General features: G+C 70.5%; 22 protein-coding genes. 9 read left to right on the top strand and 13 right to left on the bottom strand.

Translation table 11 applies throughout. The features are described 5' to 3' along the window. Positions 1–17 precede the first annotated feature (17 nt). The 8 genes from AB0I38_RS00240 to AB0I38_RS00205 all read right to left on the bottom strand — a co-directional run bounded on the left by AB0I38_RS00240 (position 18) and on the right by AB0I38_RS00205 (position 7,362). Complete coding sequence (locus tag AB0I38_RS00240; protein ID WP_358459376.1) at positions 18–1,187, bottom strand: ABC transporter permease; 1,170 nt, start codon at positions 1,185–1,187, stop codon at positions 18–20. Next, positions 1,184–1,834 (bottom strand): ABC transporter ATP-binding protein, encoded by a 651-nt coding sequence (locus AB0I38_RS00235; protein WP_358459373.1) that lies wholly within the window; start codon positions 1,832–1,834, stop codon positions 1,184–1,186. The genes AB0I38_RS00240 and AB0I38_RS00235 overlap by 4 nt, the downstream gene beginning before the upstream one ends. Then, the gene (locus AB0I38_RS00230) at positions 1,827–2,858 is read right to left on the bottom strand and encodes a peptidoglycan-binding protein (protein WP_358459370.1); all 1,032 of its coding nucleotides are present in this window, start codon (positions 2,856–2,858) and stop codon (positions 1,827–1,829) included. The genes AB0I38_RS00235 and AB0I38_RS00230 overlap by 8 nt, the downstream gene beginning before the upstream one ends. Continuing rightward, a complete protein-coding gene (locus AB0I38_RS00225) occupies positions 2,855–3,367 on the bottom strand; it encodes a hypothetical protein (RefSeq protein WP_358459367.1) in 513 nt (170 codons plus the stop codon). The genes AB0I38_RS00230 and AB0I38_RS00225 overlap by 4 nt, the downstream gene beginning before the upstream one ends. Positions 3,368–3,507: 140 nt before the next feature. After that, positions 3,508–5,106 (bottom strand): beta-N-acetylhexosaminidase, encoded by a 1,599-nt coding sequence (locus AB0I38_RS00220; RefSeq protein ID WP_358459364.1) that lies wholly within the window; start codon positions 5,104–5,106, stop codon positions 3,508–3,510. Continuing rightward, on the bottom strand, positions 5,103–5,921 hold the full coding sequence (locus AB0I38_RS00215) for an N-acetylmuramoyl-L-alanine amidase (RefSeq protein WP_358459361.1): 819 nt from the start codon (positions 5,919–5,921) through the stop codon (positions 5,103–5,105). The genes AB0I38_RS00220 and AB0I38_RS00215 overlap by 4 nt, the downstream gene beginning before the upstream one ends. A 28-nt stretch (positions 5,922–5,949) precedes the next feature. Further along, positions 5,950–6,192 (bottom strand): hypothetical protein, encoded by a 243-nt coding sequence (locus AB0I38_RS00210; protein WP_358459358.1) that lies wholly within the window; start codon positions 6,190–6,192, stop codon positions 5,950–5,952. Between the two features lie 120 nt (positions 6,193–6,312). Continuing rightward, a complete protein-coding gene (locus AB0I38_RS00205) occupies positions 6,313–7,362 on the bottom strand; it encodes a LacI family DNA-binding transcriptional regulator (RefSeq protein ID WP_358459355.1) in 1,050 nt (349 codons plus the stop codon). A 146-nt stretch (positions 7,363–7,508) separates the two neighbouring features. Here AB0I38_RS00205 and AB0I38_RS00200 point away from each other — a divergent pair, with 146 nt between their 5' ends. Beyond that, positions 7,509–8,174: a TetR/AcrR family transcriptional regulator gene (locus tag AB0I38_RS00200; protein ID WP_358459352.1), complete on the top strand. Its 666-nt coding sequence runs from the start codon at positions 7,509–7,511 to the stop codon at positions 8,172–8,174. A 147-nt stretch (positions 8,175–8,321) separates the two neighbouring features. Here AB0I38_RS00200 and bldC read toward each other — a convergent pair whose 3' ends face one another. After that, a complete protein-coding gene (bldC, locus tag AB0I38_RS00195) occupies positions 8,322–8,525 on the bottom strand; it encodes a developmental transcriptional regulator BldC (protein WP_013133571.1) in 204 nt (67 codons plus the stop codon). Positions 8,526–8,847: 322 nt separating this feature from the next. Continuing rightward, on the bottom strand, positions 8,848–9,714 hold the full coding sequence (locus AB0I38_RS00190) for a hypothetical protein (RefSeq protein WP_358459349.1): 867 nt from the start codon (positions 9,712–9,714) through the stop codon (positions 8,848–8,850). Positions 9,715–9,820: 106 nt separating this feature from the next. Between AB0I38_RS00190 and AB0I38_RS00185 the strand changes: the two genes are divergently transcribed. Together AB0I38_RS00185 and AB0I38_RS00180 are read left to right on the top strand one after the other, a co-directional pair. Beyond that, positions 9,821–10,900, top strand: a complete 1,080-nt coding sequence (locus AB0I38_RS00185) for a Glu/Leu/Phe/Val family dehydrogenase (RefSeq protein WP_358459346.1) — start codon at positions 9,821–9,823, stop codon at positions 10,898–10,900. 151 nt (positions 10,901–11,051) lie between these two features. Continuing rightward, positions 11,052–11,285: a DUF3073 domain-containing protein gene (locus AB0I38_RS00180; RefSeq protein ID WP_358459343.1), complete on the top strand. Its 234-nt coding sequence runs from the start codon at positions 11,052–11,054 to the stop codon at positions 11,283–11,285. Positions 11,286–11,445: 160 nt separating this feature from the next. Here AB0I38_RS00180 and purM read toward each other — a convergent pair whose 3' ends face one another. Both purM and purF read right to left on the bottom strand, forming a co-directional pair. Next, complete coding sequence (gene purM / locus AB0I38_RS00175) at positions 11,446–12,480, bottom strand: phosphoribosylformylglycinamidine cyclo-ligase (protein ID WP_358459340.1); 1,035 nt, start codon at positions 12,478–12,480, stop codon at positions 11,446–11,448. Beyond that, the gene (gene purF / locus AB0I38_RS00170; RefSeq protein ID WP_358459337.1) at positions 12,477–13,913 is read right to left on the bottom strand and encodes an amidophosphoribosyltransferase; all 1,437 of its coding nucleotides are present in this window, start codon (positions 13,911–13,913) and stop codon (positions 12,477–12,479) included. Before purF ends, purM begins: the two co-directional genes overlap by 4 nt. A 290-nt stretch (positions 13,914–14,203) precedes the next feature. Between purF and AB0I38_RS00165 the strand changes: the two genes are divergently transcribed. Continuing rightward, entirely contained in the window at positions 14,204–15,184 is a 981-nt protein-coding gene (locus tag AB0I38_RS00165; RefSeq protein WP_358459334.1) for a DUF4190 domain-containing protein, read from the top strand. On the opposite strand, the gene AB0I38_RS00160 is transcribed toward AB0I38_RS00165, so the two are convergent. After that, entirely contained in the window at positions 15,181–15,618 is a 438-nt protein-coding gene (locus tag AB0I38_RS00160; RefSeq protein ID WP_358459331.1) for a sterol carrier family protein, read from the bottom strand. The genes AB0I38_RS00165 and AB0I38_RS00160 overlap by 4 nt on opposite strands. Positions 15,619–15,714: 96 nt before the next feature. On the opposite strand from AB0I38_RS00160, the gene AB0I38_RS00155 reads away from it, so the two are divergent. The 5 genes from AB0I38_RS00155 to AB0I38_RS00135 all read left to right on the top strand — a co-directional run bounded on the left by AB0I38_RS00155 (position 15,715) and on the right by AB0I38_RS00135 (position 20,570). After that, positions 15,715–16,203: a MarR family winged helix-turn-helix transcriptional regulator gene (locus tag AB0I38_RS00155; protein WP_358459328.1), complete on the top strand. Its 489-nt coding sequence runs from the start codon at positions 15,715–15,717 to the stop codon at positions 16,201–16,203. 73 nt (positions 16,204–16,276) lie between these two features. Beyond that, entirely contained in the window at positions 16,277–17,713 is a 1,437-nt protein-coding gene (locus tag AB0I38_RS00150; protein ID WP_358459325.1) for an MFS transporter, read from the top strand. A gap of 131 nt (positions 17,714–17,844) precedes the next feature. Then, entirely contained in the window at positions 17,845–18,363 is a 519-nt protein-coding gene (locus AB0I38_RS00145; RefSeq protein WP_358459322.1) for a sigma-70 family RNA polymerase sigma factor, read from the top strand. Next, positions 18,363–18,560, top strand: a complete 198-nt coding sequence (locus tag AB0I38_RS00140; RefSeq protein ID WP_358459319.1) for an anti-sigma factor family protein — start codon at positions 18,363–18,365, stop codon at positions 18,558–18,560. The genes AB0I38_RS00145 and AB0I38_RS00140 overlap by 1 nt, the downstream gene beginning before the upstream one ends. A 132-nt stretch (positions 18,561–18,692) precedes the next feature. Further along, entirely contained in the window at positions 18,693–20,570 is a 1,878-nt protein-coding gene (locus AB0I38_RS00135; RefSeq protein ID WP_358459316.1) for an ABC transporter ATP-binding protein, read from the top strand. Positions 20,571–20,655 lie beyond the last annotated feature (85 nt).

Raw genomic sequence — 20,655 nt, 5'->3', positions numbered from 1 at the left:
GCCCCTGAGAGGGGGCGTCAGGTGGTCGCGAGCGCCAGCGTCGGTGGCATCCTGGCCGCTCGCATGGCCGGATAGATCCCCGCCACGACCCCCACCAGGAGCGTCGCCGCCAGGCCGCCGCCCATGGCCCACAGGGGCACCACGGCGGGCATGTCCCGTACGGCCGCGAAGCCGATCGTGACCCCGGCCCCGCACACCGCGCCCACCGCTCCGCCCAGGCCGGACAGCAGCAGCGACTCGGTCAGGAACTGGGTGCGCACGTGGCCGCGCCTGGCCCCCAGCGCCCGCCGCAGGCCGATCTCCCGCCGCCGCTCAAGCACCGAGATGACCATCGTGTTGGCCACGCCGACCCCGCCGACCAGCAGGGCGACCGCCCCGACCCCCAGCAGGAGGCCGGTGAAGGCGCCCGCGGCCGCCGCCCGCGCGGCCAGGGCGTCGGACGGCCGGCTGACCTTGACCTCCTCCGGATGCTCCGGGTTCGCCGTTCTGGACAGCACGTCGCGGACGTCGAGGATGTGGTCGTTGTCCGCCCGCGTGTAGATGGTGGTCGGATATCCGTCGAAGGCCAGGTAGTGCTCTGCCGCGGCGAAGCCGACAAGCACAGATCTGTCGATCTCGCCGGCCAGGGTCGAGCTGTCGAGCACGCCGATCACGGTCCACCACTGCCCGCCGATCCACACCTGCCCGCCCGTCTCAAGGCCGAGCCGGTCGGCGGCCAGCGCACCGAGGACGACGGCCCGCTGCCGCTCGGTCGCCGGGTTGAGCCAGACGCCGTGGCGCACCGAGGTCTTGAGCGTCTGGAGCAGGTCGGCCGTCGCGGCCTGCACCAGGATCGCGCCCGTGTTGGTGACCGGAATGCGGTCCGTGCGGTAGGCCGACACGCTGATCAACCCGGTGGAGGCCACGGATTCCACCGGCCCGATGCCCTTGACCATCTCGGTCGAGGTCTTCGGCAGGTGGGCGCCGTCGCCGAACATGGTGTCGCCGGGTGAGACCCGCAGCAGATTGGTGCCGAGCTGGTCCAACTGGTTGAGCAGGTCCGCCCTGCTGCTGGAGGAGATGCCCACCACGGCCACCATGGTGGCGATGCCGATCGCGATGCCCAGCGCCGACAGCAGCGCCCGGGCGGGGCGGGAGCGCAGCCCTTCCGCGCCCACCCGGATGACGTCCGATGCCGCGAGTCTCATTCGATCCGCCCGTCCCGTAGCCGGATCCGTCTGGGCGCCGCGACGGCCACCTCGGTGTCGTGGGTGATGATCGCGACGGTGGTGCCCGACCCGTTCAGCTCGCGAAGGATCGACAGCACCTCGGCTCCCGAGATGCTGTCCAGATTTCCGGTGGGCTCGTCGGCGAGCAGCAGCACGGGCTCTCCCACGACGGCTCTGGCCACGGCGACCCGCTGCTTCTCGCCACCGGAGAGCTGGTTCGGCCGGTGATCCAGCCGGTGACCGAGCCCCACCCGCCGCAGCGCGACGGCCGCCCGCTCGGTGCGCTCGCTCCGCCGTACGCCCGCGTAGAGCAGGCCGTCGGCCACGTTGTCCAGCGCGCTCAGGCCGTCGGACAGGTGGAAGGACTGGAAGACGAAGCCGATGTGCCGGGCGCGCAGCTCCGACAAGCCGTTGTCGTCGAGTTCGGCGACGTCGTGTCCCGCGATGCGCACGGTCCCGGCCGATGGCCGATCCAGGGTGCCGATCAGATGCAGCATCGTGGACTTGCCGGAGCCGGAGGGGCCGACGATCGCCACCAGCTCTCCCGCCTCCACCTTCAGATCCACGCCGCGCAGCGCGCGAACCCCGCCGGGGTAGGTCTTCTCGGCGCCGATCAGCTCAATCACCGGGCACCTCGACCTTCATCCCGGGCTGCAGCCGGTCGCCGGTGATCTCCACGCGTCCGGAGGCGAACATGCCGGTCCGCACCTTGGCGATGCGCTTGCCCGCGCCCTCGACGACGCGGACGCCGTACCCTCCCTCGCGCAGCGCGAGGAGCGCCTCGACCGGGACGGACAGGACGCCGGGACGCACCTCGCTCCGCATGGACACGGAGACCGGCGCCTGGTCGAACCCCTTGAGCTCGCCATCCAGGCTCACCTCGACGTCGATGGTCGGCTCACCGCCCGGCCGCTCCGGCTGCCGGGCGACGCTGCCGATCGACGTGACACGGCCGGTGGCCTGGTCACCTGTCAGGCTCTCCAGGTCGACCTTCGCCTCCAGTCTGGCCAGGTGCTGGCTGGTCGCCGCCAGATCGATGTGGACGATCAGCCTCGTGCCGGTCGCCGTGACGGCCGACCGGCCGGCCGGATCGCCTTTCGCGCCGGTCATCTCGGCGATGCGGATGGGACCCGTTGCCACGATCACCTGGGATCCGTCCACGCGGCCGGTTCTGCCCAGGCCGCTCTTGCCCTGCCAGGCCTTGACCGCCTTCGCCGTCTCCGCGGTGAAGGTGTTGTCGACCTTCCCCGGATCGTGGCCGAGGGCCTTGAGGTTGGTTTCGAGCTGCTTGACGTCCTTGCCCGTGGTTCCTTGCGACATTTGTCGATAAATGGGCGTCTCGCCGTACATGAGGAGTACGGGCTTGCCAGCGACCTCATAGATCCAGCCGCACCGGCGGATCACAGCGCCCTCCGGCCTGGTCTTTGTGATCACGCCACGCGCCTGGTTGGGCAGGGCGCGGCGCTCGGCGTAGCCGAGAGTGCCCGGAACGGCCTTGTGGTCCACGAGGTCGGATCGGGTGATGTCGGCCGTCCCGGCGGGCGCGGCGGTCGAGGCGGACACGGGCGCCGCGTCGTCGCGGGTGGCGACCAGCGCCACGACCGCGCACCCCGCCACGACCGCGCCCAGGAGGGCGAGGCGACGCTTCACTGGTCACCGGGCTGGGGAAGCAGCGGTTTGCAGGCCTTGTCGGCGTTCTTCATCACCGGCGACTCGGGGGAGACTCCCGCCTCCGCGGGCACGCCCATCGCGGCCTGGCCGCCGTCGAATTTCGGGTCCGGCATCTTGACGCCGTGTTCCCGCATGCATTTCGCGTAGGCGATGAATTTGGCCTGATCCGCGGCGGGAATTTCAGCGGCGCCTTTCCCGGCCATGACCGGGGCGTACTGCTTGCATGCCTCCTGGGCCTCTTTCAGCGCCGCCTCGCCGCCTGCGGGCATCTTCATCTTGATCTTACCGTCGGTGCCGGGATCGTCCATTTCGACGCCGTGCTCCCGCATGCACTGGGCGTACTTCACCGCGTCGCCCTGCGCTTTCGCGGGGCTCGCGGACGCCGTGCCGCCACCGGCCGACGCGACCCCGGTGGACGACGGCTGCGCGCCGCAGGCCGCCGCGCACACCAGGGGAACAGCGGCAATCAATAATCTGAATTTCGCCATGCCGGATTTCTAACTGAACCCGGTTAAGCATGCGTTAAGCGAATCTGTTTATGTGATGTTTATGTGCCTGTTCGCCGCGCCCGACGTCGCCGACGAAACCACGCCGATGAAGCACGCAGGCGAATGTCAGGCGCGGGACACTAGACGCTGGGACGGGTCGACTCCGCGTCGTGGGTCATCTGGTCGAGGCGCTCCATGAGCTCGGTCATCGTGTACGAGCTGGGCCGGTGTGGCCTGCGCCGCTGCCACGGGCGGGGCCCGTCGAGGGGGCGATACCGCACGTCGAGGGCGTCGAGCCGGCCCAGGTGCGCCTTGAGCCGCTCGGTGAGGCCCTCGCCCGCCTCGCCGAGCCAGGCCACCTCGGCCAGCGCGCACCCCCGGGGCCAGGCACGATAGTCGAGCGTGCCGGCGTCGGGGATGTACTCGCTCCAGAGCTGCGCCTGGACCCCGACGACACGAGCGCGCTCCTCGTCCGTCCAGTCATCCGGAGCGGGGGCGAAGGCAGCCACGTCGGCCACCGTGATCACGTCGCCGAGGGCCCTGGGCTCGTCCTCGGAGGTCGACTCCGCGTAGTCGAAGTAGAGCGGGAACACCGGCGTCGCCACCACGTCGTGGCCGGCCGAGGCGGCGCGCCGGCCGACCTCCATGCCGCGCCACGGCATGACCAGGGTGTCCTGGCGCAGCCCGCCGCTGACGAACGCCTCGTCCCAGACGACCGCGCGCGAGCCCCGCTCGGCCAGCAGGTCGGCGAGCCGCCGCAGGAACCACGACTGCAGCGCGCTCATGGAGCCCAGCCCCAGCGAGTCGCGGTAGGCGGTGATCTCGGGCGAGGCCGCCCAGTGGTCGAGCACCACCTCGTCGCCGCCGATGTGCACGTAGGGCGTCTCGCCGAGGGCGCCGATCAGCTCGTCGAAGATCGTGGCCAGGAACTCGACCGTGGGCGGCAGCGGCGAGAGGATCGCGGGGGAGATGCCCCAGTGGTCGAGCACCTCGTGGCGCTCGCCGGTGGCCCCCAGCGCGGGGTAGGCGGCCAGGATGGCCGAGGCGTGACCGGGCACGTCGATCTCGGGCACGATCACGACCTCGCGAGCCCGCCCGTAGGCGGCCAGTTCGGTCAGGTCGTCGAGCGAGTAGCAGCCGCCGTGCGGCAGATCGTCGTAGGTCCGCGGGTCGCCGCGCAGGTCGGTCACGGTGCGCGGCCGGTGCGAGGAGACCTCGTTCAGCAGCGGGTAGGCCCTGCTCTCCACCCGCCATCCCTGGTCGTCGGCCAGGTGCAGGTGGAGCCGGTTGAGCTTGTGCACGGCCATCAGGTCGATCAGGCGCAGGACCTCCCGCTTGGGGAAGAAGTGCCGGGCCACGTCCAGGTGCAGCCCCCGCCAGGCGAACCGGGGGGAGTCCTCGATCCGCACCCCGGGAACAGTCCAGGCCGCGCTCGCCGAGAACCGATAGGACGCGTCGGGCAGCAGCTGGTGCAGCGACTGACCGGCGTAGAACGCCCCGGCCCGCCCACCCGCGGTGATCTCCACCCCGCGCGACCCCACGACCATCTTGTACGCCTCGGGCCCGAGCGCCGGGTCGTGCCGCAGGTCGACCGCCCCCGAGTCACCGGGTAGCAGGTCGAGCCCGGGAAGCGCCACGCGTACGGCGCCGGCCAGCTCGGCCGGCCCCGACACGGTGGCGCCACGGGGCAGCTCGTACGAGGCGGAGAGGGGCCTGAGCAGGCGTGGCTGGGGGATCACGAGGTGAAGTATCGCTGCAGACCGTTCGCCAACGCCAGAGCGATCCGCTCCCGGAACTTCGGATCGCTGAGCTTCGCCGCCTCGGCGGGGTTCTTCATGTTGCCGGTCTCGATGAAGACCTTCGGCACGGCCGACAGGTTGAGCCCGCCGAGGTCGTTGCGGAAGTCGAGCGCCTTGCTGCCGATGTAGGTCGAGTAGGGCAGACCGGTGCCCTTGCGGTAGGCGTCGCGGATGTCGACCCCCAGCCTGCGGGAGTCGGCCACGACCGGGTCGACCGGCCCGTTGATCTTCTTGGGCATGATCACGTGGAACCCGCGGTTGCCCGGGGCGCTCCCGTCGGCGTGGATGGAGATGACCGCGTTGGCCTTGGCCTGGTTGCCGATCGCGGCCCGCTCGGTGATGCACGGTCCCACGCTGTTGTTGTCGGACCTGGTCAGCTTGACCTTGGCGCCCCGGCTCTTGAGGATCTTGGCGGTCCGGTTGGCGATGTCCCAGGTGAAGGCGGCCTCGGTGTAGCCGCCGTTGGTCTGTGTGCCGGTGGTGTCGCAGGCCTTCCACTGGGTCAGCACGTTCACCTTGCGGTTGACGGCTGCGGGATTGCGGTAGTTGCCACCGTTGTGACCGGGATCGAGGACGATCACCTTGCCGTCGAGCGGGTTGGCCACGGCGGCGGCGGCCGCCGCCGGCGCGGGCGCTGCGGTGACCGGGGCCGGCGCGTCGGCCTGACCTGCCGCGGAGCCACCGGAGGCGGCGGCGCCGCACGCGGAGGCGATCAGGCCGCAGGCGGCGAGGACGCTGGCTGGAAGTGGACGCATGGCTTCCAACTTACGCCAGGGCCGGTTCTCACCAGACGCGTTCGCCGACCTCCTGCCGCTGGAGCAGCGCGGCCAGCTCCCGCGCGTCCTCGGCGTCGAGGCCGAGCACGACGCGGGGGCGGCCCCACGGGTGGTCGAGGGAGTGGGCGACGTAGCTGGCCACGGACTCGGCGTCGGCGCCGAGCCCCCTGCCCGCCCGCCAGTAGCCCCAGGCCCGCTCGAGTTCGGCCGCCGCCCGTTGGGCGCAGGACACCAGTTCTGGATCACGCATGACCGTTCCCCCGGATCAGATCGTGACCGAACGATATTCGGCCACACTTTGCATGACCCTGGCGAGTAAACCGCCGTACGTGGAGGATGCCGGGCGAGTTGACCGAGCCTTTGGCTGTTCTTAGACGGGTCCCGTGCTGCGCCGTACGATCAGCTCGGGTGTCACCTGGCGTAGCCTCGCGACCTTGGCGGGATCTCCGATCCGGTCGCTGAGCAGTGCCGCCGCCGACCGGCCCATGGTGCGGCGCGGCTGGTCGACGGACGTGAGCGAGATGTGGTGCGACGCCGACAGGTGGGTGTTGTCGTAGCCGACCACCGACAGGTCGTCGGGCACCCGCAGGCCAAGGTCGCCGGCGGCCGACAGCACGCCGAGCGCCACCATGTCGTTGGCGGCGAAGATCGCCGAGGGCCGTGGATCCCGAGTCAGCAGGGCGTGCGCCGCCTCCCTGCCGCCCTCCTCGGACGAGGACGCGGCCTCGACCATGATGTACGGGGCGAGGGCGTGCCTGCGCATCGCCACGAGGTAGCCCTCGCACCGTGACGGGCGCGGGCCCTCGATGTGCGCGATGCGCTTGTGGCCCAGGTCGACCAGGTGGTCGATGGCCAGGCGGGCGCCCAGTTGGTCGTCGTCGACGACGATGTCGACGCCTTCGAGCTCGATGTCACGTTCCCCTACGACGACCGTCGGCGTGTAGGAGGTCGCCTCGATCAGCGTCTCGCTGGTCGGGGCGATGCCTAACAGCACCAGCCCGTCGACCCTGAGCTCCAGGAAGGCCTCCACGGCCTCGTCCTCGAACGCGGGGTCCCACTGGCTGTTGCCGATCAGCATGCGCAGCCCGTCGCCGTGCAGGCTCTCCTGCAGGCCGTCGAGAAACTCGGCGTAGAACGGGTTGTGCAGGTCGGCGACGAGCGCGCCGACGAGGTGGGTGCGGCCCTCGACGAGGCTGCGCGCGACCGCGTTGGGCCGGTAGCCGAGCTCGCGGGCCGCCTGGAGCACGGCCTGCCGCCGATGCTCGCTCACGTGCGGGGAGCCGCGTAACACGAGCGAGACCAGCGATTTCGAGACGCCCGCACGCTCGGCGACGTTGCGGATGGTGGGTCTTGGACGAGGCAGTGCGTCAACCTCTCGTAGCTCGGCGATAGTTGAAGTCTTGACGGGCGGTCCTGACATGTGTCTCCCCCGCGATGCGAAGTTGGGCACCTGTCTCACCAAACGATCGAGTCAGCCGCAGGGTACGGCCTGAGGTAAGGGAAGGCTGATATTGACCGGATCGCCACACGTCCGCTATTGGGGATCGCGTCGGATAGTGTGCAAGGGTGACACCCGGTAAGTCGGCCGAGACCGCACGACCCACGCGGCGCAGGCTGAGCGTCGACCGCCGCCGCGAGGAGCTCATGGCGGCGGCCCTGGAGCTCTTCAGCAAGCGCGATGCCGAAGACGTCTCGATCGACGACGTCGCCTCGGCCGCGGGCGCCTCGCGGGCGCTGGTCTACCACTACTTCGGCGGCAAGCAGGAGCTCTATGTGGCGGCGCTGAGGAGCGCGGCCGAGCAGTTGGAGTCGCGGCTGCGCCCGCAGGGGGGCGGCCGGCCGCTCGACGAGCTGTCAGCGGGGCTCACTCGCTACTTCGACTTCGTCGAGGAGCACGCGGCGGGGTTCGCCGCGCTGCTGCGCGGCGGGCCCGCCAACCGCGCGGGGGAGGTCGGCGAGATCGTCGACGGAGTCCGGCAACGCCTCTTCCGGCTCATCCAGAAGCAGATGCGGGTCGAGCAGCCGAGCCCGGTGCTCCGCACCACGCTGCGATCGTGGATCGCCTCGGTCGAGACCGCGGGTCTCGACTGGCTCGAACATCGCGACATCGAACGCCCCACGCTCGAGAAGATGCTCGTCGACCACATGGTGTCACTGCTCAGTGTGGCCGCCGGCTACGACCCCGACGTCAACCGGCTCCTGATACTCCTGACGCAGGAGCAACTCGCGTAGGGTGCGGCCGGCGTAGAGGTCAGGAGAAATGGCGCCGGGCGGGCGGCGCCAACTCCCGTTTGCGACGCTTCGTCGTCACAGAGGTGGACCAGGCCGTCCAGCCGGGCCCACCGTTCAACCCCCCTGAGGTTCGTGACGACCTCGGCATTACTCCGAGCGCTGCTGCGGAATCCCCGCCAGCAGTGCCCGAACCTCGGTCTCGCGGTAACGCCGGTGACCTCCGAGGGTACGAATCGACGTCAACTTGCCCGCCTTGGCCCACCGCGTAACGGTCTTGGGGTCGACCCTGAACATGGTCGCGACCTCGGCGGGCGTGAGCAGTGGCTCGGCCTCGGGTGTACGAGCTGACATTTGTGCGGCCTCTCCTCCGTGTGGACCGGCTTAGCGATCCTGTGACTGCTTGTGCGCGTGTCACGGATGTCCCCCTATGTGCCAGAGCGTGCGGCTTTTCTGGCTCATATGCGGCATCACCCGAAGTGACCATACAGCCACGCTGAGCGATTGGCGAGCCCTTCTTTGACCCAACTGCCCGCCCCCGTGGCGATGTCACGCTCGGTGATTCTAGCGACACGTTTCGTGGTATCGCAGTGAAAACGGCAAACTACTCAGTTCGCAGAAGTGAGTGGTCGGGAGTCGTGACCGACTCATGCAGGTCAGAGGGTTGTAATGGGGTTCAGTTGGCAGATTCCAGAAGTTGCATTGACTTCCAGCGCAGGATGACCCTCTGATACATGGCGAAGGCAAGTTCTTCTTGACCCGTGTCCAGGCCGGTGAGGGACGCCGAGAGCTCGGCCACCGACTGGTCGGCCTGGAGCGCGTCGTCGTCCATGAGGTGCACGAGACCGCCGTAGTCGAGCTCGACCAGCGAGTGCGGATGGAACTCCTCCAGCCAGCGGGCGACGTCCTCCACGTCGAAGTTGGCCGACACGTCGTCGCCCAGGTGCCTGCGCAGCACCTGCAGCGCCCGCGCCGACCGCCTGCGGGCCTGGGCCATGGAGGTGACGTAGATGAGGTTGCGTCCCGTCGCCGTCGTCACATCCTGTCCCGGTGTCGAGGAGCCGAGCACCAGCCAGCGCTCGTTTCCATCAAACGGCACGAACCACGAGGGCGGCACGTGCCACGCCGTGGTGCGGATGTGGGTGCGGAGCGCCGACGAGCCGCCCGTGCGCTTGTAGCGGTCGAAGTCGTCGGCGGTCTGGTCGGCGATGGTCTTGGGGACGAGACGGTCCATCAGCTTCACCGGGGTGCCGCCCCGCAGCCGTGAGAACGCCAGCCACGACCGCAACTGGGTCTGCCAGGGGCAGACGTACAGCCGGTCCTCCACGCGCCGCAGGTAGGCGTTGGGGCTCTCCTGCGCGGGCACCGGCTGCGGAGGTGTGCCGAGCAGGCGCAGCACGGCCTCGCCGTGCTCGGCGTTGAGCGCGTTGGCGCGGCGGGGGCGGTCGCGCGAGTCGGCGTAGTCGGCCCACACCTTCCGCTCAGTCTCGGCAAAGGCGCTCAACGGCTCGTAGACACGGAGGTACGCGGCATAGGGCAGCACGGAGGCATCGTGTCATGAAGACCACCGGTGTGCACCGTAGTGGCCATTACGCTGGGAGGCGATCTCCGCCGCGAAGAGGCGGCGGACCGGACCAGGAGTCACTACAGTGACCGACGTCTTCAGTCCGTCCCACAAGGACACGCACGAGCAGGTCGTCTTCTGCGCCGACGCGCACAGCGGCCTGCGAGCCATCATCGCCATCCACAACACCGCGCTCGGCCCCGCCCTCGGCGGCACCAGGTTCTATCCGTACGCGAGCGAGCAGGCGGCACTCACCGACGTGCTCAACCTCGCGAGAGGGATGGCCTACAAGAACGCGCTGGCCGGGCTCGACCTCGGTGGCGGCAAGGCCGTCATCATCGGCGACCCGAGTCGCGACAAGAGCGAGGCGCTGCTGCGCGCCTACGGCAGGTTCGTCGAGTCGCTCGGCGGGCGCTACCTCACCGCCTGTGACGTGGGCACCTTCAGCGAGGACATGGACATCATCGCCCGCGAGTCACGCTTCGTCACCGGCCGCACGACGGCCCACGGCGGCGCCGGCGACTCCTCCATCCTGACCGCCTACGGCGTCTTCCAGGGCATGCGGGCCTCGGCCGAGCAGGTCTACGGCACGCCGTCGCTGCTCGGACGCCGGGTCGGCGTCGAGGGCGTCGGCAAGGTCGGCCACCGGCTGGTCGAACTGCTCCGCGAGGACGGCGCCGACGTGGTCATCTGCGACGTCAGCGAGCAGGCCGTCGAGCGGGTGCGCCGGCTGCGTCCCGAGGTGGACGTGGTGGCCGACGCCGAGGCGCTGACCTCGGCCGACCTCGACATCTTCGCGCCCTGCGCGCTGGGCGGAGCGCTCGACGACGACACGGTCGACCGGCTGCGCGCGAAGATCGTCTGCGGCGCGGCCAACAACCAGCTGGCCCACACGGGCGTCGAGAAGCAACTGGCCGAGCGCGGCATCCTCTACGCGCCCGACTACGTGGTCAACTCCGGCGGCGTGATCCAGGTCGCCGACGAGATCGAGGGCTTCAGCATGGAACGCGCTCGGGCCAAGGCGGAGCGGATCTACGACACCACCCTGAAGATCTTCGCTATCGCGGCCGAGGAGGACGTCCCCCCGGCGGTGGCAGCGGATAGGCTGGCTGAGCGCAGAATGTCGGAAGTCGGGCGCGTTAGGGGCATTTGGCTGGGCCGCTGACGCCCCGCGCCCATACGACGTACCGAGCTGGGCACAAAACAGGTACGGTAATAGGCGAACGATAGGCTGACGCCCATAGTCAGGCGGCGTCAGTGTGTGGTGCGTTAGCGACGAGGGGTCGGGGACGACCCCACACGAGGGGGTCGAGCCAATGGGGCGCGGCCGAGCAAAGGCCAAGCAGGTCAAGGTTGCTCGCCAGCTGAAGTACAACAGCGGTGGCACGGATCTTGACCGTCTTCGCGATGAACTCGGGGTCGGAGACCCCGGCCGTGAGGACGACACCGACGACCTCAACGATGAGCTGGCGGATCGCTATGCCGATTACGCCGACGACTACGGCACCGGAAACGACGATCGTCCTTCCGGCAACCGGTCTTCTAGTTGACGCATTCGCGCACCCGGCGTGAGATCACGCCGGGTGCGCGTGTGCGCGTCGCCGGTGCGACCATCTGTTTCTCATCCTGGAGGCCCGAAGTCGCTCGCGCGGCTTCGGGCCTCCAGGATGATCGCCGTCGGCCCGCGCGCGGTGGGCCGGCCGGGTGGCTTCAGCGGGCCTGGCGGTAACGGGCCTGTCCGGTGCCCAGAGTGATCTCGCCGAGCACCCACGCGTCCACGTAGCGGCCCTGGAGCAGCCTGAGGGCCTCGTCCACCGCCTCGGCGGCGACGATGGCGGCCATCCCCACGCCGAGGTTGAACGTGCGGTCCATGTCGGCCTGAGCGATGCGGCCGTGCCCGGCCAGCACCGAGAAGACCGCCGGAGGGGTCCACGCCGCCCGGTCCAGCACCGCGTCGAGGTGGTCGGGCAGCGAGCGTGACAGGTTGCCCTCGATGCCGCCGCCGGTGATGTGCGCGTAGGCGTGCACGTCGACCTCGCGGGCCAGGGCCAGGCAGTCGAGGGAGTAGATGCGCGTGGGCTCCAGCAGTTCCTCGCCCAGCGGGCGGTCGAGCTCCGGCAGGTCGGCGTCGAGCGACAGCGACGCCTCGCGCAGCACGTGGCGCACCAGGGAGTAGCCGTTGGAGTGCACCCCGGACGAGGCCAGGGCCAGCACCACGTCGCCCTCGCGCACCCGGGACGGCCCGAGCATGGCCGAGGCCTCCACGACGCCCGTGCCGGCGCCGGCCAGGTCGTACTCGTCGGGGCCCATGGCACCCGGGTGCTCGGCCGTCTCGCCGCCCACCAGGGCCGCCCCGGCCAGGCGGCAGCCCTCGGCGACGCCGCCGACGATCTCGGCGATGCGCTCGGGCACCACCTTGCCGCAGGCGATGTAGTCGGTCATGAAGAGCGGCTCGGCCCCGCAGACCACCAGGTCGTCGAGGACCATGCCGACGAGGTCGATGCCGATCGTGTCGTGCCTGCCGTACTGCTGGGCGAGCATGACCTTGGTGCCCACCCCGTCGGTGGAGGTCGCCAGCAACGGCCGCTGGTAGCGCAGCAGCGCCGAGGCGTCGAACAGGCCGGCGAACCCGCTGGCGTCGTCGACCACCTCGGGCCGGCGGGAGCGGGCCACCTTGTCCCGCATCAGCGAGACGGCCCGCTCGCCCGCCTCGATGTCGACCCCGGCTGCCTCGTAGCTCGTCACGCCTTGCTCTCCAACACGAACTTGCCGACGTTGTCCTGGTCGATCGGGATCGGATAAGAACCGTCGAAGCACGCCCGGCAGAGGCGTTCGGCGGGGATCGTGGTCGCCTTGGTCAGGCCCTCGAGGGAGATGTAGCCGAGGGAGTCGGCGCCGAGGGAGGCCCGGATCTCGTCGACGGACAGCGAGCCCGCGATGAGCTCGGCCCTGGTCGCGAAGTCGATGCCGTAGAAGCACGGCCAGGCGACGGGCGGCGAGGAGATGCGTACGTGCACCTCGCGCGCTCCGGCCTCGCGCAGCATCCTGACGATCGCGCGCTGGGTGTTGCCGCGCACGATCGAGTCGTCGACCACGACCAGCCGCTTGCCCTCGACGACCTCGCGCAGCGGGTTGAGCTTGAGCCGGATGCCGAGCTGGCGGATGGTCTGCGACGGCTGGATGAACGTGCGGCCGACGTAGGAGTTCTTCACCAGGCCCTGGCCGTAGGGGATGCCGCTCTCCTCGGCGTAGCCGACGGCGGCGGGCGTGCCGGACTCGGGGGTGGGGATGACCAGGTCGGCCTCGACGGGGTGCTCGCGGGCCAGCACCCGGCCGACCTCGACCCGGGTGACCTGGACGCCGCGCCCGGCGATCGTGGTGTCGGGGCGGGCGAGGTAGACGTACTCGAACAGGCAGCCCTTGGGCTCGGCCAGGGCGAAGCGGCGCGACCGGACGCCGCGCTCGTCGATGGTGAGCAGCTCGCCGGGCTCGATCTCGCGGGTGAACGTGGCGCCCACGATGTCGAGGGCGGCCGTCTCGGAGGCGACCACCCACCCGCGCTCCAGCCGGCCGAGGACCAGCGGGCGGATGCCCTGCGGGTCGCGGGCGGCGTAGAGCGTCTTCTCGTCCATGAACACCAGTGAGTAGGCGCCCTTGACCTGCGGCAGCAGCTCGGCCGCGGAGTCCTCGATGGACCGGCTGCGATCCTGGGCCAGCAGGGTGGTGAGCACCTCGGTGTCGGTGGTCGCCCGGGTCGCCCCCGGAGACAGGCGCTGGGCCAGCTCGGGGGTGTTGATCAGGTTGCCGTTGTGGGCGAGCGCGAGGCCGCCCACGTCGGTGGAGCTCAGCGTGGGTTGTGCGTTCTCCCACACGCTGGAGCCCGTGGTGGAGTAGCGGCAGTGACCGATCGCCAGGTGACCGCGGAGCGTGCCCAGCACCGACTCGTCGAAGACCTGGGCGACGAGGCCCATGTCCTTGTAGACGAGGATGCGGCTGCCCTCGCTGACCGCGATGCCCGCGGACTCTTGGCCGCGGTGCTGCAACGCGTACAGCCCGTAGTAGGTGAGTTTGGAAACTTCCTCGCCTGGAGCCCATACGCCGAAGACCCCGCAGGCGTCTTGGGGTGCGCGGTCTTGGGGGTCCAGGTCATGGCCGAGCCGGCCGTCGCCCTTCAGCACATGCTTCAGTCTAGGTCGGACTCTTCCCTGCTCGCACACCCGGGGCGGATCAGCGAGCGTGAGCCGATCTTCCGGCGTCCGGTGACCGGGGTGCCCGGGCCCGTTCCAGGCGCTGGAGCGTCTTGGTGACGGCCGGGGGCTCGACGCATGCCCCATCTTGCCTGCTGCCTGCCACTTTGGCGCATGGTGACGGAACGTTGGAGCGATCCTGACCGTGTCGGGCGGTTTCGGTGGCGCTCTGCGCGCAAGGGTGAAGTATCCGGTATGTAGACACCTCGGGAGACGCAGACGTGAAGACACCTGAGGACCCGAACCAGCCTCGTCCGTCCAGTGACGAACCCCCCGGGCGACCGTCCGGCCCGGACGAGCCGCCGTCCACCTCCAGGTGGGACGACGACCTGCCCGACGACTACCTGGGCTCCGGCGCCCCAGGGGCGCGCAGCGAACCCGACGAGCCCGACCTGCCCATCGAACCCCTGCCGCCGGTGGTGCCGCACCCCGACGAGCCGCCGACGGAGGGCGAGCCGACGCCGAAGCGGCTGCACCCGCCCGGCAGGGAGCCCGGTGAGGAGCCGCCCGTACCTCCGAGTCCCGACCTGCCCACCTCGCCCGAGGTGCCGGAGCCGACGGAGGTGTCCGACGGCGGTGAGGCCGACGCCGAGCGCACCGTGGCCTTCGGCACGCCTGCCCGGCCCCGTCCCGAGGCGCAGCCGTACCAGGGACCCGGTGGCACGCCGCCCTACCCGGGCTGGGAGGGGGCCCAGGGGCACGAGCAGGGTCCGCCGGCCCCGTCGGCGCCCTCCAGGTACGACCCGGCGCCCGGTGTGCCTGGCCGGCCCGGCGAGCCGGCGGTGCCGGGCACCACGCCCTCCAGCCCGTACGGTGGCCCGCCCGGTGGCGGGCCGCCCGGTTACGCCCAGCCGGGCGGCTACGGGCCGGGCCCCTACGGCTACCAGCCGAGCGGGCCGGGCAGCGGCCTGGCCACGGCGTCGCTGGTGCTCGGCGTGGCCAGCCCGTTTCTCGTCTTCGTCTGTTTCACCGGTCTGCTCACCGCCATCCTGTCGATCGTGTTCGGGACCGTGGCCCTCACGAAGGGGGTCGGCAAGGGCCGGGCGATCACCGGCATCGTGCTGAGCGTGCTGGCGCTGATCCTCTTCACCGTCGTGGCCGTCTGGTTCTACAGCGTGGTGCAGGAGTGCGCCCAGCTGCCCGGCGAGCTCGCCGACCAGTGCTTCCGGAACAAGTTTCCGTGGATGACGCCCCCGAGCTAGAGCGGCAGATGCTCGGACAGGTCGGCACGGGCGCCGCTCGCCGAGACGGCCCCGGTGGCCATGGCGTCGGCCCAGGTGAGGCGGCCCATGGCGAGCTCGATCCAGGTGCGGCCGTCCATCTCGACCACGTTGGGGGGAGTGCCGCGCGTGTGGCGGGGACCCGCGATGGCCTGCACGGCGGCGTAGGGCGGCACCCGTACCTCGACGGTGCGGCCCGGAGCGGCCGCCACTAGCCGGTCGAGCAGGTGGCGCACGGCCTGCCGGGCGGCGTCGCGTTCGGGCGTGAGGCCCCGGTCGTAGGCGGCGAGCACGGCCGCGACGAGCGCGCCGGGCAGCGCGGTGGCCGGCCCGTCGTAGGGCGGCTCGTCGAGCGCGACCAGCTGGGCGTCGAGGGCGGCCCGCAGCTTCTCGGGATCGGGTCTGCGTGGTGGCACCCCGCCATTGTCCTCCTGGTCAGGCGTGCCGTACCCATCCCTGGATGCGTCGATGCCTAGATAATCCAGAACGGAACCAATCGGTAGACTGGCGGCATGATCGCCCTGGCGCCCACTCGCACGGAGCCCGACCTGTCATTCCTGCTGGACCACGCCGGTCATGTCCTGCGCACCCGGATAGCGGCGGCGCTCGCCGAGATCGGCCTGACCGCGCGGATGCACTGCGTCCTGGTCCACGCCCTGGAGGAGGAGCGCACTCAGATCCAGCTCGCCGAGCTCGGCGACATGGACAAGACCACCATGGTGGTCACGGTCGACGCCCTGGAGAAGGCCGGGCTGGCCGAGCGCCGCCCGTCCACCACCGACCGCAGAGCGCGGATCATCGCGGTCACCGAGAAGGGCGCGCAGGTCGCGAGACGGAGCCAGGAGGTCGTCGACGGTGTCCACCGGGAGGCTCTGGCCGCGCTGCCGGCGGACGAGGCCGAGGTGCTCGTACGAGCGATGAACCGCCTGGTCACAGGCCATCTGGCCAGTCCGGTCGAGGCCCCGCCGGGAGCCCGCCGAGCACGGCAGCGCACAAAGTAGGTCCGCAAAGGATCGTCTATAACAAAACTATCTGTTACGGTCTCTCCTGTTCCTCTCGGATCAGGAGACGGCTTTGTCGCATACCGAAATTTCCTCCCGGCGCCCTCGCGCCGCCTCGCGTTGGACCGCGCTCGGCGTGCTGTCCACCGCATCGCTGATGACGATCCTCGACGGGAGCATCGTGACCGTCGCGCTGCCCGCCATGCAGCGGGACCTGGGCTTCTCGCCGGCCGGCCTGAGCTGGACCGTCAACGCCTATCTGATCGCCTTCGGCGGGTTGCTGCTCCTCGCCGGGCGGCTGGGCGACCTCCTTGGCCGCAAGATCATGTTCCTGGCCGGCAACGCGGTCTTCACCGCCGCGTCGCTGCTCGCCGGCCTGTCCACCGGTCCCGGCCTGCTGATCGCCGCCCGGTTCGCGCAGGGTGTCGGCAGCGCCATGGCCGCCGCGGTCGTGCTCGGCATCCTGGTGACCCTGTTCGCCGAGCCCGGTGAGCGTGCCAAGGCGATCGGCGTCTTCAGCTTCACCGGGGCCGCCGGCGCCTCGATCGGTCAGGTCCTGGGCGGCGTCCTCACCGACGCGTTCAGCTGGCACTGGATTTTCTTCGTCAACCTGCCGATCGGCCTGGCGACGATCGCGCTGGCGATCCGGGTGCTGCCGGACGAGCGCGGGGCCGGGCTCGCCGCCGGGGCGGACGTCGTCGGCGCCGTCCTGGTCACCAGCGGTCTGATGCTGGGCATCTACACCGTGGTCAAGATCGAGGAGTACGGCTGGCTCGCGGCGCACACCCTCGGCCTGGGCGCGGTTTCGCTCGCCCTGCTGGCCGGATTCGTCGCCCGCCAGATGACCGCCCGAACCCCGCTGATGCCTCTGCGGATCCTCCGCTCGCGCAACGTCTCAGGCGCCAACCTGGTCCAGATGCTGATGGTGTCGGCCATGTTCGCCTTCCAGATCATCGTCGCGATCTTCATGCAGAAGGTGCTCGGTTACGGCGCGCTCGGCGCCGGCCTCGCCCTGCTGCCCGCGGCGGTCGCCATCGGCGGCGTGTCCCTGTTCGTCTCGGCCCGGCTCAACACCCGCTTCGGCGAGCGAGCCGTCCTGGTGGCCGGACTGTTGCTCCTGCTCGGTGCGATGAGCTGGCTCAGCCGGGTCCCGGTGAACGCCGACTACGTCACCGACCTGCTGCCGGTGATGGTGCTCATCGCGGGCGGCGGTCTGGTGCTCCCGGCGTTGGCCGCGCTCGGCATGTCGGGCGCCAGGGCCGACGACGCGGGCCTGGCTTCCGGGCTGTTCAACACGACCCAGCAGATCGGGATGGCCGTGGGCGTCGCGGTGCTGTCCACGCTGGCCGCCTCGCGCACCTCGGACCTGCTGTCCGCCGGCACCGCCGAGGCCGCCGCGCTGACCAGCGGTTATCGCCTGGCGTTCGGTTGCGCCACGGCGCTGCTCGCGACCGCCTTCGTCGTCGCCCTCGTGGTGCTGAGGCAGCCGCGGCCGGAACGCCAGGACTGATCGGGAATTCGCGCCCGCGGAGGGGACGTGATGTCGGCCACATCGGTTCCCTCTTCGGCGGAAATAGTTAGAAATGACTGGAGTTATCCGAGTACCTATCGGACTGATAACGAAGATGTAAAGATACGCCCGTGCTGACACATGTCGACGACAGGTTCGAGAGTGCGGATGCCGAGGCCGAGCACCGCACCGCGTCCCTCCACCGGGAGTTCGGCGGCCCTCTCCGGCGGCATGTGCGCGGCCTGACCGGAAACGACCTCCGGTGGACCGAGGACGTCGTACGGGAGGCGATCGGCAAGGCCGGGCGCGACCCGGCGAGACGGCACTGGGAGTCGAGCCTGTTGTGGGCGTGGCTCGTCACCGAGTCCCGCCGCCTGGTGAGAGACGGGCGCCGGCGCGACGGGGCGCGTTCTCAGGAGGCGGCTGCGGATGGGGCAGAACGCCCGTTATCCGCCATCGTCGTCTTAGCCGCTCTTCGTGATCTTTCGGAAGAACACCGCGAAGTCATCGAGCAGACGTACCTACGGGACCGTACGATAAGTGAGGCGGCGGAGATTCTGGGGATCCCGCCGGGCACGGTGAAGTCCAGGCTCTACTACGGGATCAAGGCTCTCCGTGCGCTGCTGGCGAACAAGGGGGTAGCCGGGTAATGCACGAAGGGGTGGCGGCCTACGTTCTCGGCGTCCTCGACGAAGACGAGCACGAGGCGTTCGAGCGCCACCTCGACACGTGCGCGTCGTGCCAGGCGGAGCTCAAGGAGCTGGCCCAGACTCCTGACCTGCTCGACGAGCTGAAGTTCGTTCCCTCCGCTTCGGAGGACGACCCCCCGATGCCCATGCCGCGCTGACGCGGCGCGGCGCGTCAGCATGGTTGCCCGACGGCGGCCGGCCGCTGCCGTCGGTCGCGGTCGTGGGGCACACCAAGGGCAAGCGGATCGGAAGTTGACCTCAAGTAAAGTTGAGGTCTTAGTCTCCATGTCATGAGCATGGAGATGACCGCGTGGCACCAGTTGTATTCGATGAACGACCAGCGGGAGCGTCGTCCTGTGTCCAGGGCGACGCTCCGCCGCGTCTGGGGATTCGCCCGCCCGCATCGCCGGAAGGTGGCCCTGTTCCTGCTGCTCAGCGTGGTGATGGCGGCGCTGGCCGTCGCCCCTCCGGTCCTGGCGGGGCGGGTGATCGACGCGATCGGCCGCGGTGAGGCGGCCGGCGTGGTGGTCGGCCTAGCCGCCCTGATCGCGGGCCTGGCGGTCCTGGAGGCGGGGCTCGGGCTGCTGACCCGCTGGCTGTCGGCCGGCCTCGGCGAAGGGCTGATCGTCGACCTGCGTACCGCGGTCTTCGACCACGTACAGCGGATGCCGATCGCGTTCTTCACCAGGACCCGCACCGGCGCCCTGGTCAGCCGGCTGAACAACGACGTGATCGGCGCCCAGCGCGCCTTCACCGACACGCTGTCCGGCGTGGCGGGCAACGTCGTGACCCTGCTTCTCGCGGTCACCGTGATGATCGGCATCTCCTGGCAGATCACCCTGCTGGCACTGGTGCTGCTGCCGGTGTTCGTGCTGCCCGCCCGCCGGATGGGCGTCCGGATCGCCCGGCTGCGCCGCGAGGCGGCCGACCACAACGCGGCCATGGGCACCCAGATGACCGAGCGGTTCTCCGCGCCCGGCGCGACCCTGGTCAAGCTGTTCGGCCGGCCCGCGTACGAGTCGTCCGAGTTCGCCCGCCGGGCCGGCCGGGTGCGCGACATCGGCGTCCGCACGGCCATGACGCAGTCGGTCTTCGTCACCGCCCTGACCCTGGTCTCCGCGCTCGCCCTGGCGCTCGTCTACGGGCTCGGCGGCTTCTACGCGCTGCGCCAGCAGCTCGAACCGGGCTCGGTGGTGGCGATGGCGCTGCTGCTGACCCGGCTCTACTCGCCGCTGACCGCGCTCGCCAGCGCCCGCGTGGACGTGATGAGCGCGCTGGTCAGCTTCGAGCGGGTCTTCGAGGTGCTCGACCTCAAGCCGCTCATCCAGGACCGGCCAGGCGCGGTCGAGGTGCCCGACGGGCCGGTCTCCGTCGAGTTCGACGACGTGCGCTTCGCCTACCCCTCGGCCGACAAGGTCTCGCTCGCCTCGCTGGAGGAGGTGGCCGTGCTCGACAGCCGCGGCGGTGCCGAGGTGCTGCACGGCGTCTCGTTCCGGGCCGAGCCGGGGCAGATGGTCGCGCTGGTGGGCTCCTCCGGCGCGGGCAAGTCCACGATCGCGCAGCTCCTGCCCCGCCTGTACGACGTCGACTCCGGCGCCGTCCGGCTCGGCGGCGTGGACGTCCGCGACCTGACCGCCGACTCGATCCGCGCGACCCTGGGCATGGTCACCCAGGACGGTCACCTCTTCCACGACTCGATCCGGGCCAATCTGCTGTTCGCCCGGCCCGAGGCGAGCGAGGACGACCTCTGGGACGCGCTGCGCAGAGCCAGGCTCGGCACGCTGATCGAGTCGCTGCCCGATGGGCTCGACACCGTGGTGGGCGAGCGCGGCTACCGGCTGTCCGGCGGCGAGCGCCAGCGGCTCACGATCGCCCGGCTGCTGCTGGCCCGGCCCCAGGTGGTCATCCTGGACGAGGCCACGGCCGCGCTCGACTCCACCTCCGAGGCGGCCGTGCAGGCGGCGCTGGCCGAGGCACTGGAGGGGCGCACCGCCGTGGTGATCGCGCACCGGCTGTCCACCGTACGGGCCGCCGACGTCATCCTGGTGATCGAGGACGGCCGGGTGGCGGAGCGCGGCACGCACGCCGAGCTGCTCGCCGTCGGCGGCCGCTACGAGGAGCTCTACCGCACTCAGTTCGCCGATCCCACGGTGGTCGGCGTCGCCTGAGGAGGCTCCACGGGCCCGCGCCGGGCGCGCAGCGTGTAGAGGCTCACCGCGATCCCGGCCAGCACGCCGTCCGTCCTGGCCGGGG

This window comes from Nonomuraea cavernae (genome assembly GCF_040655715.1).
Taxonomy (GTDB): Bacteria; Actinomycetota; Actinomycetes; order Streptosporangiales; family Streptosporangiaceae; genus Nonomuraea; species Nonomuraea cavernae_A.
This window is presented reverse-complemented; position numbering and strand designations above follow the sequence as displayed.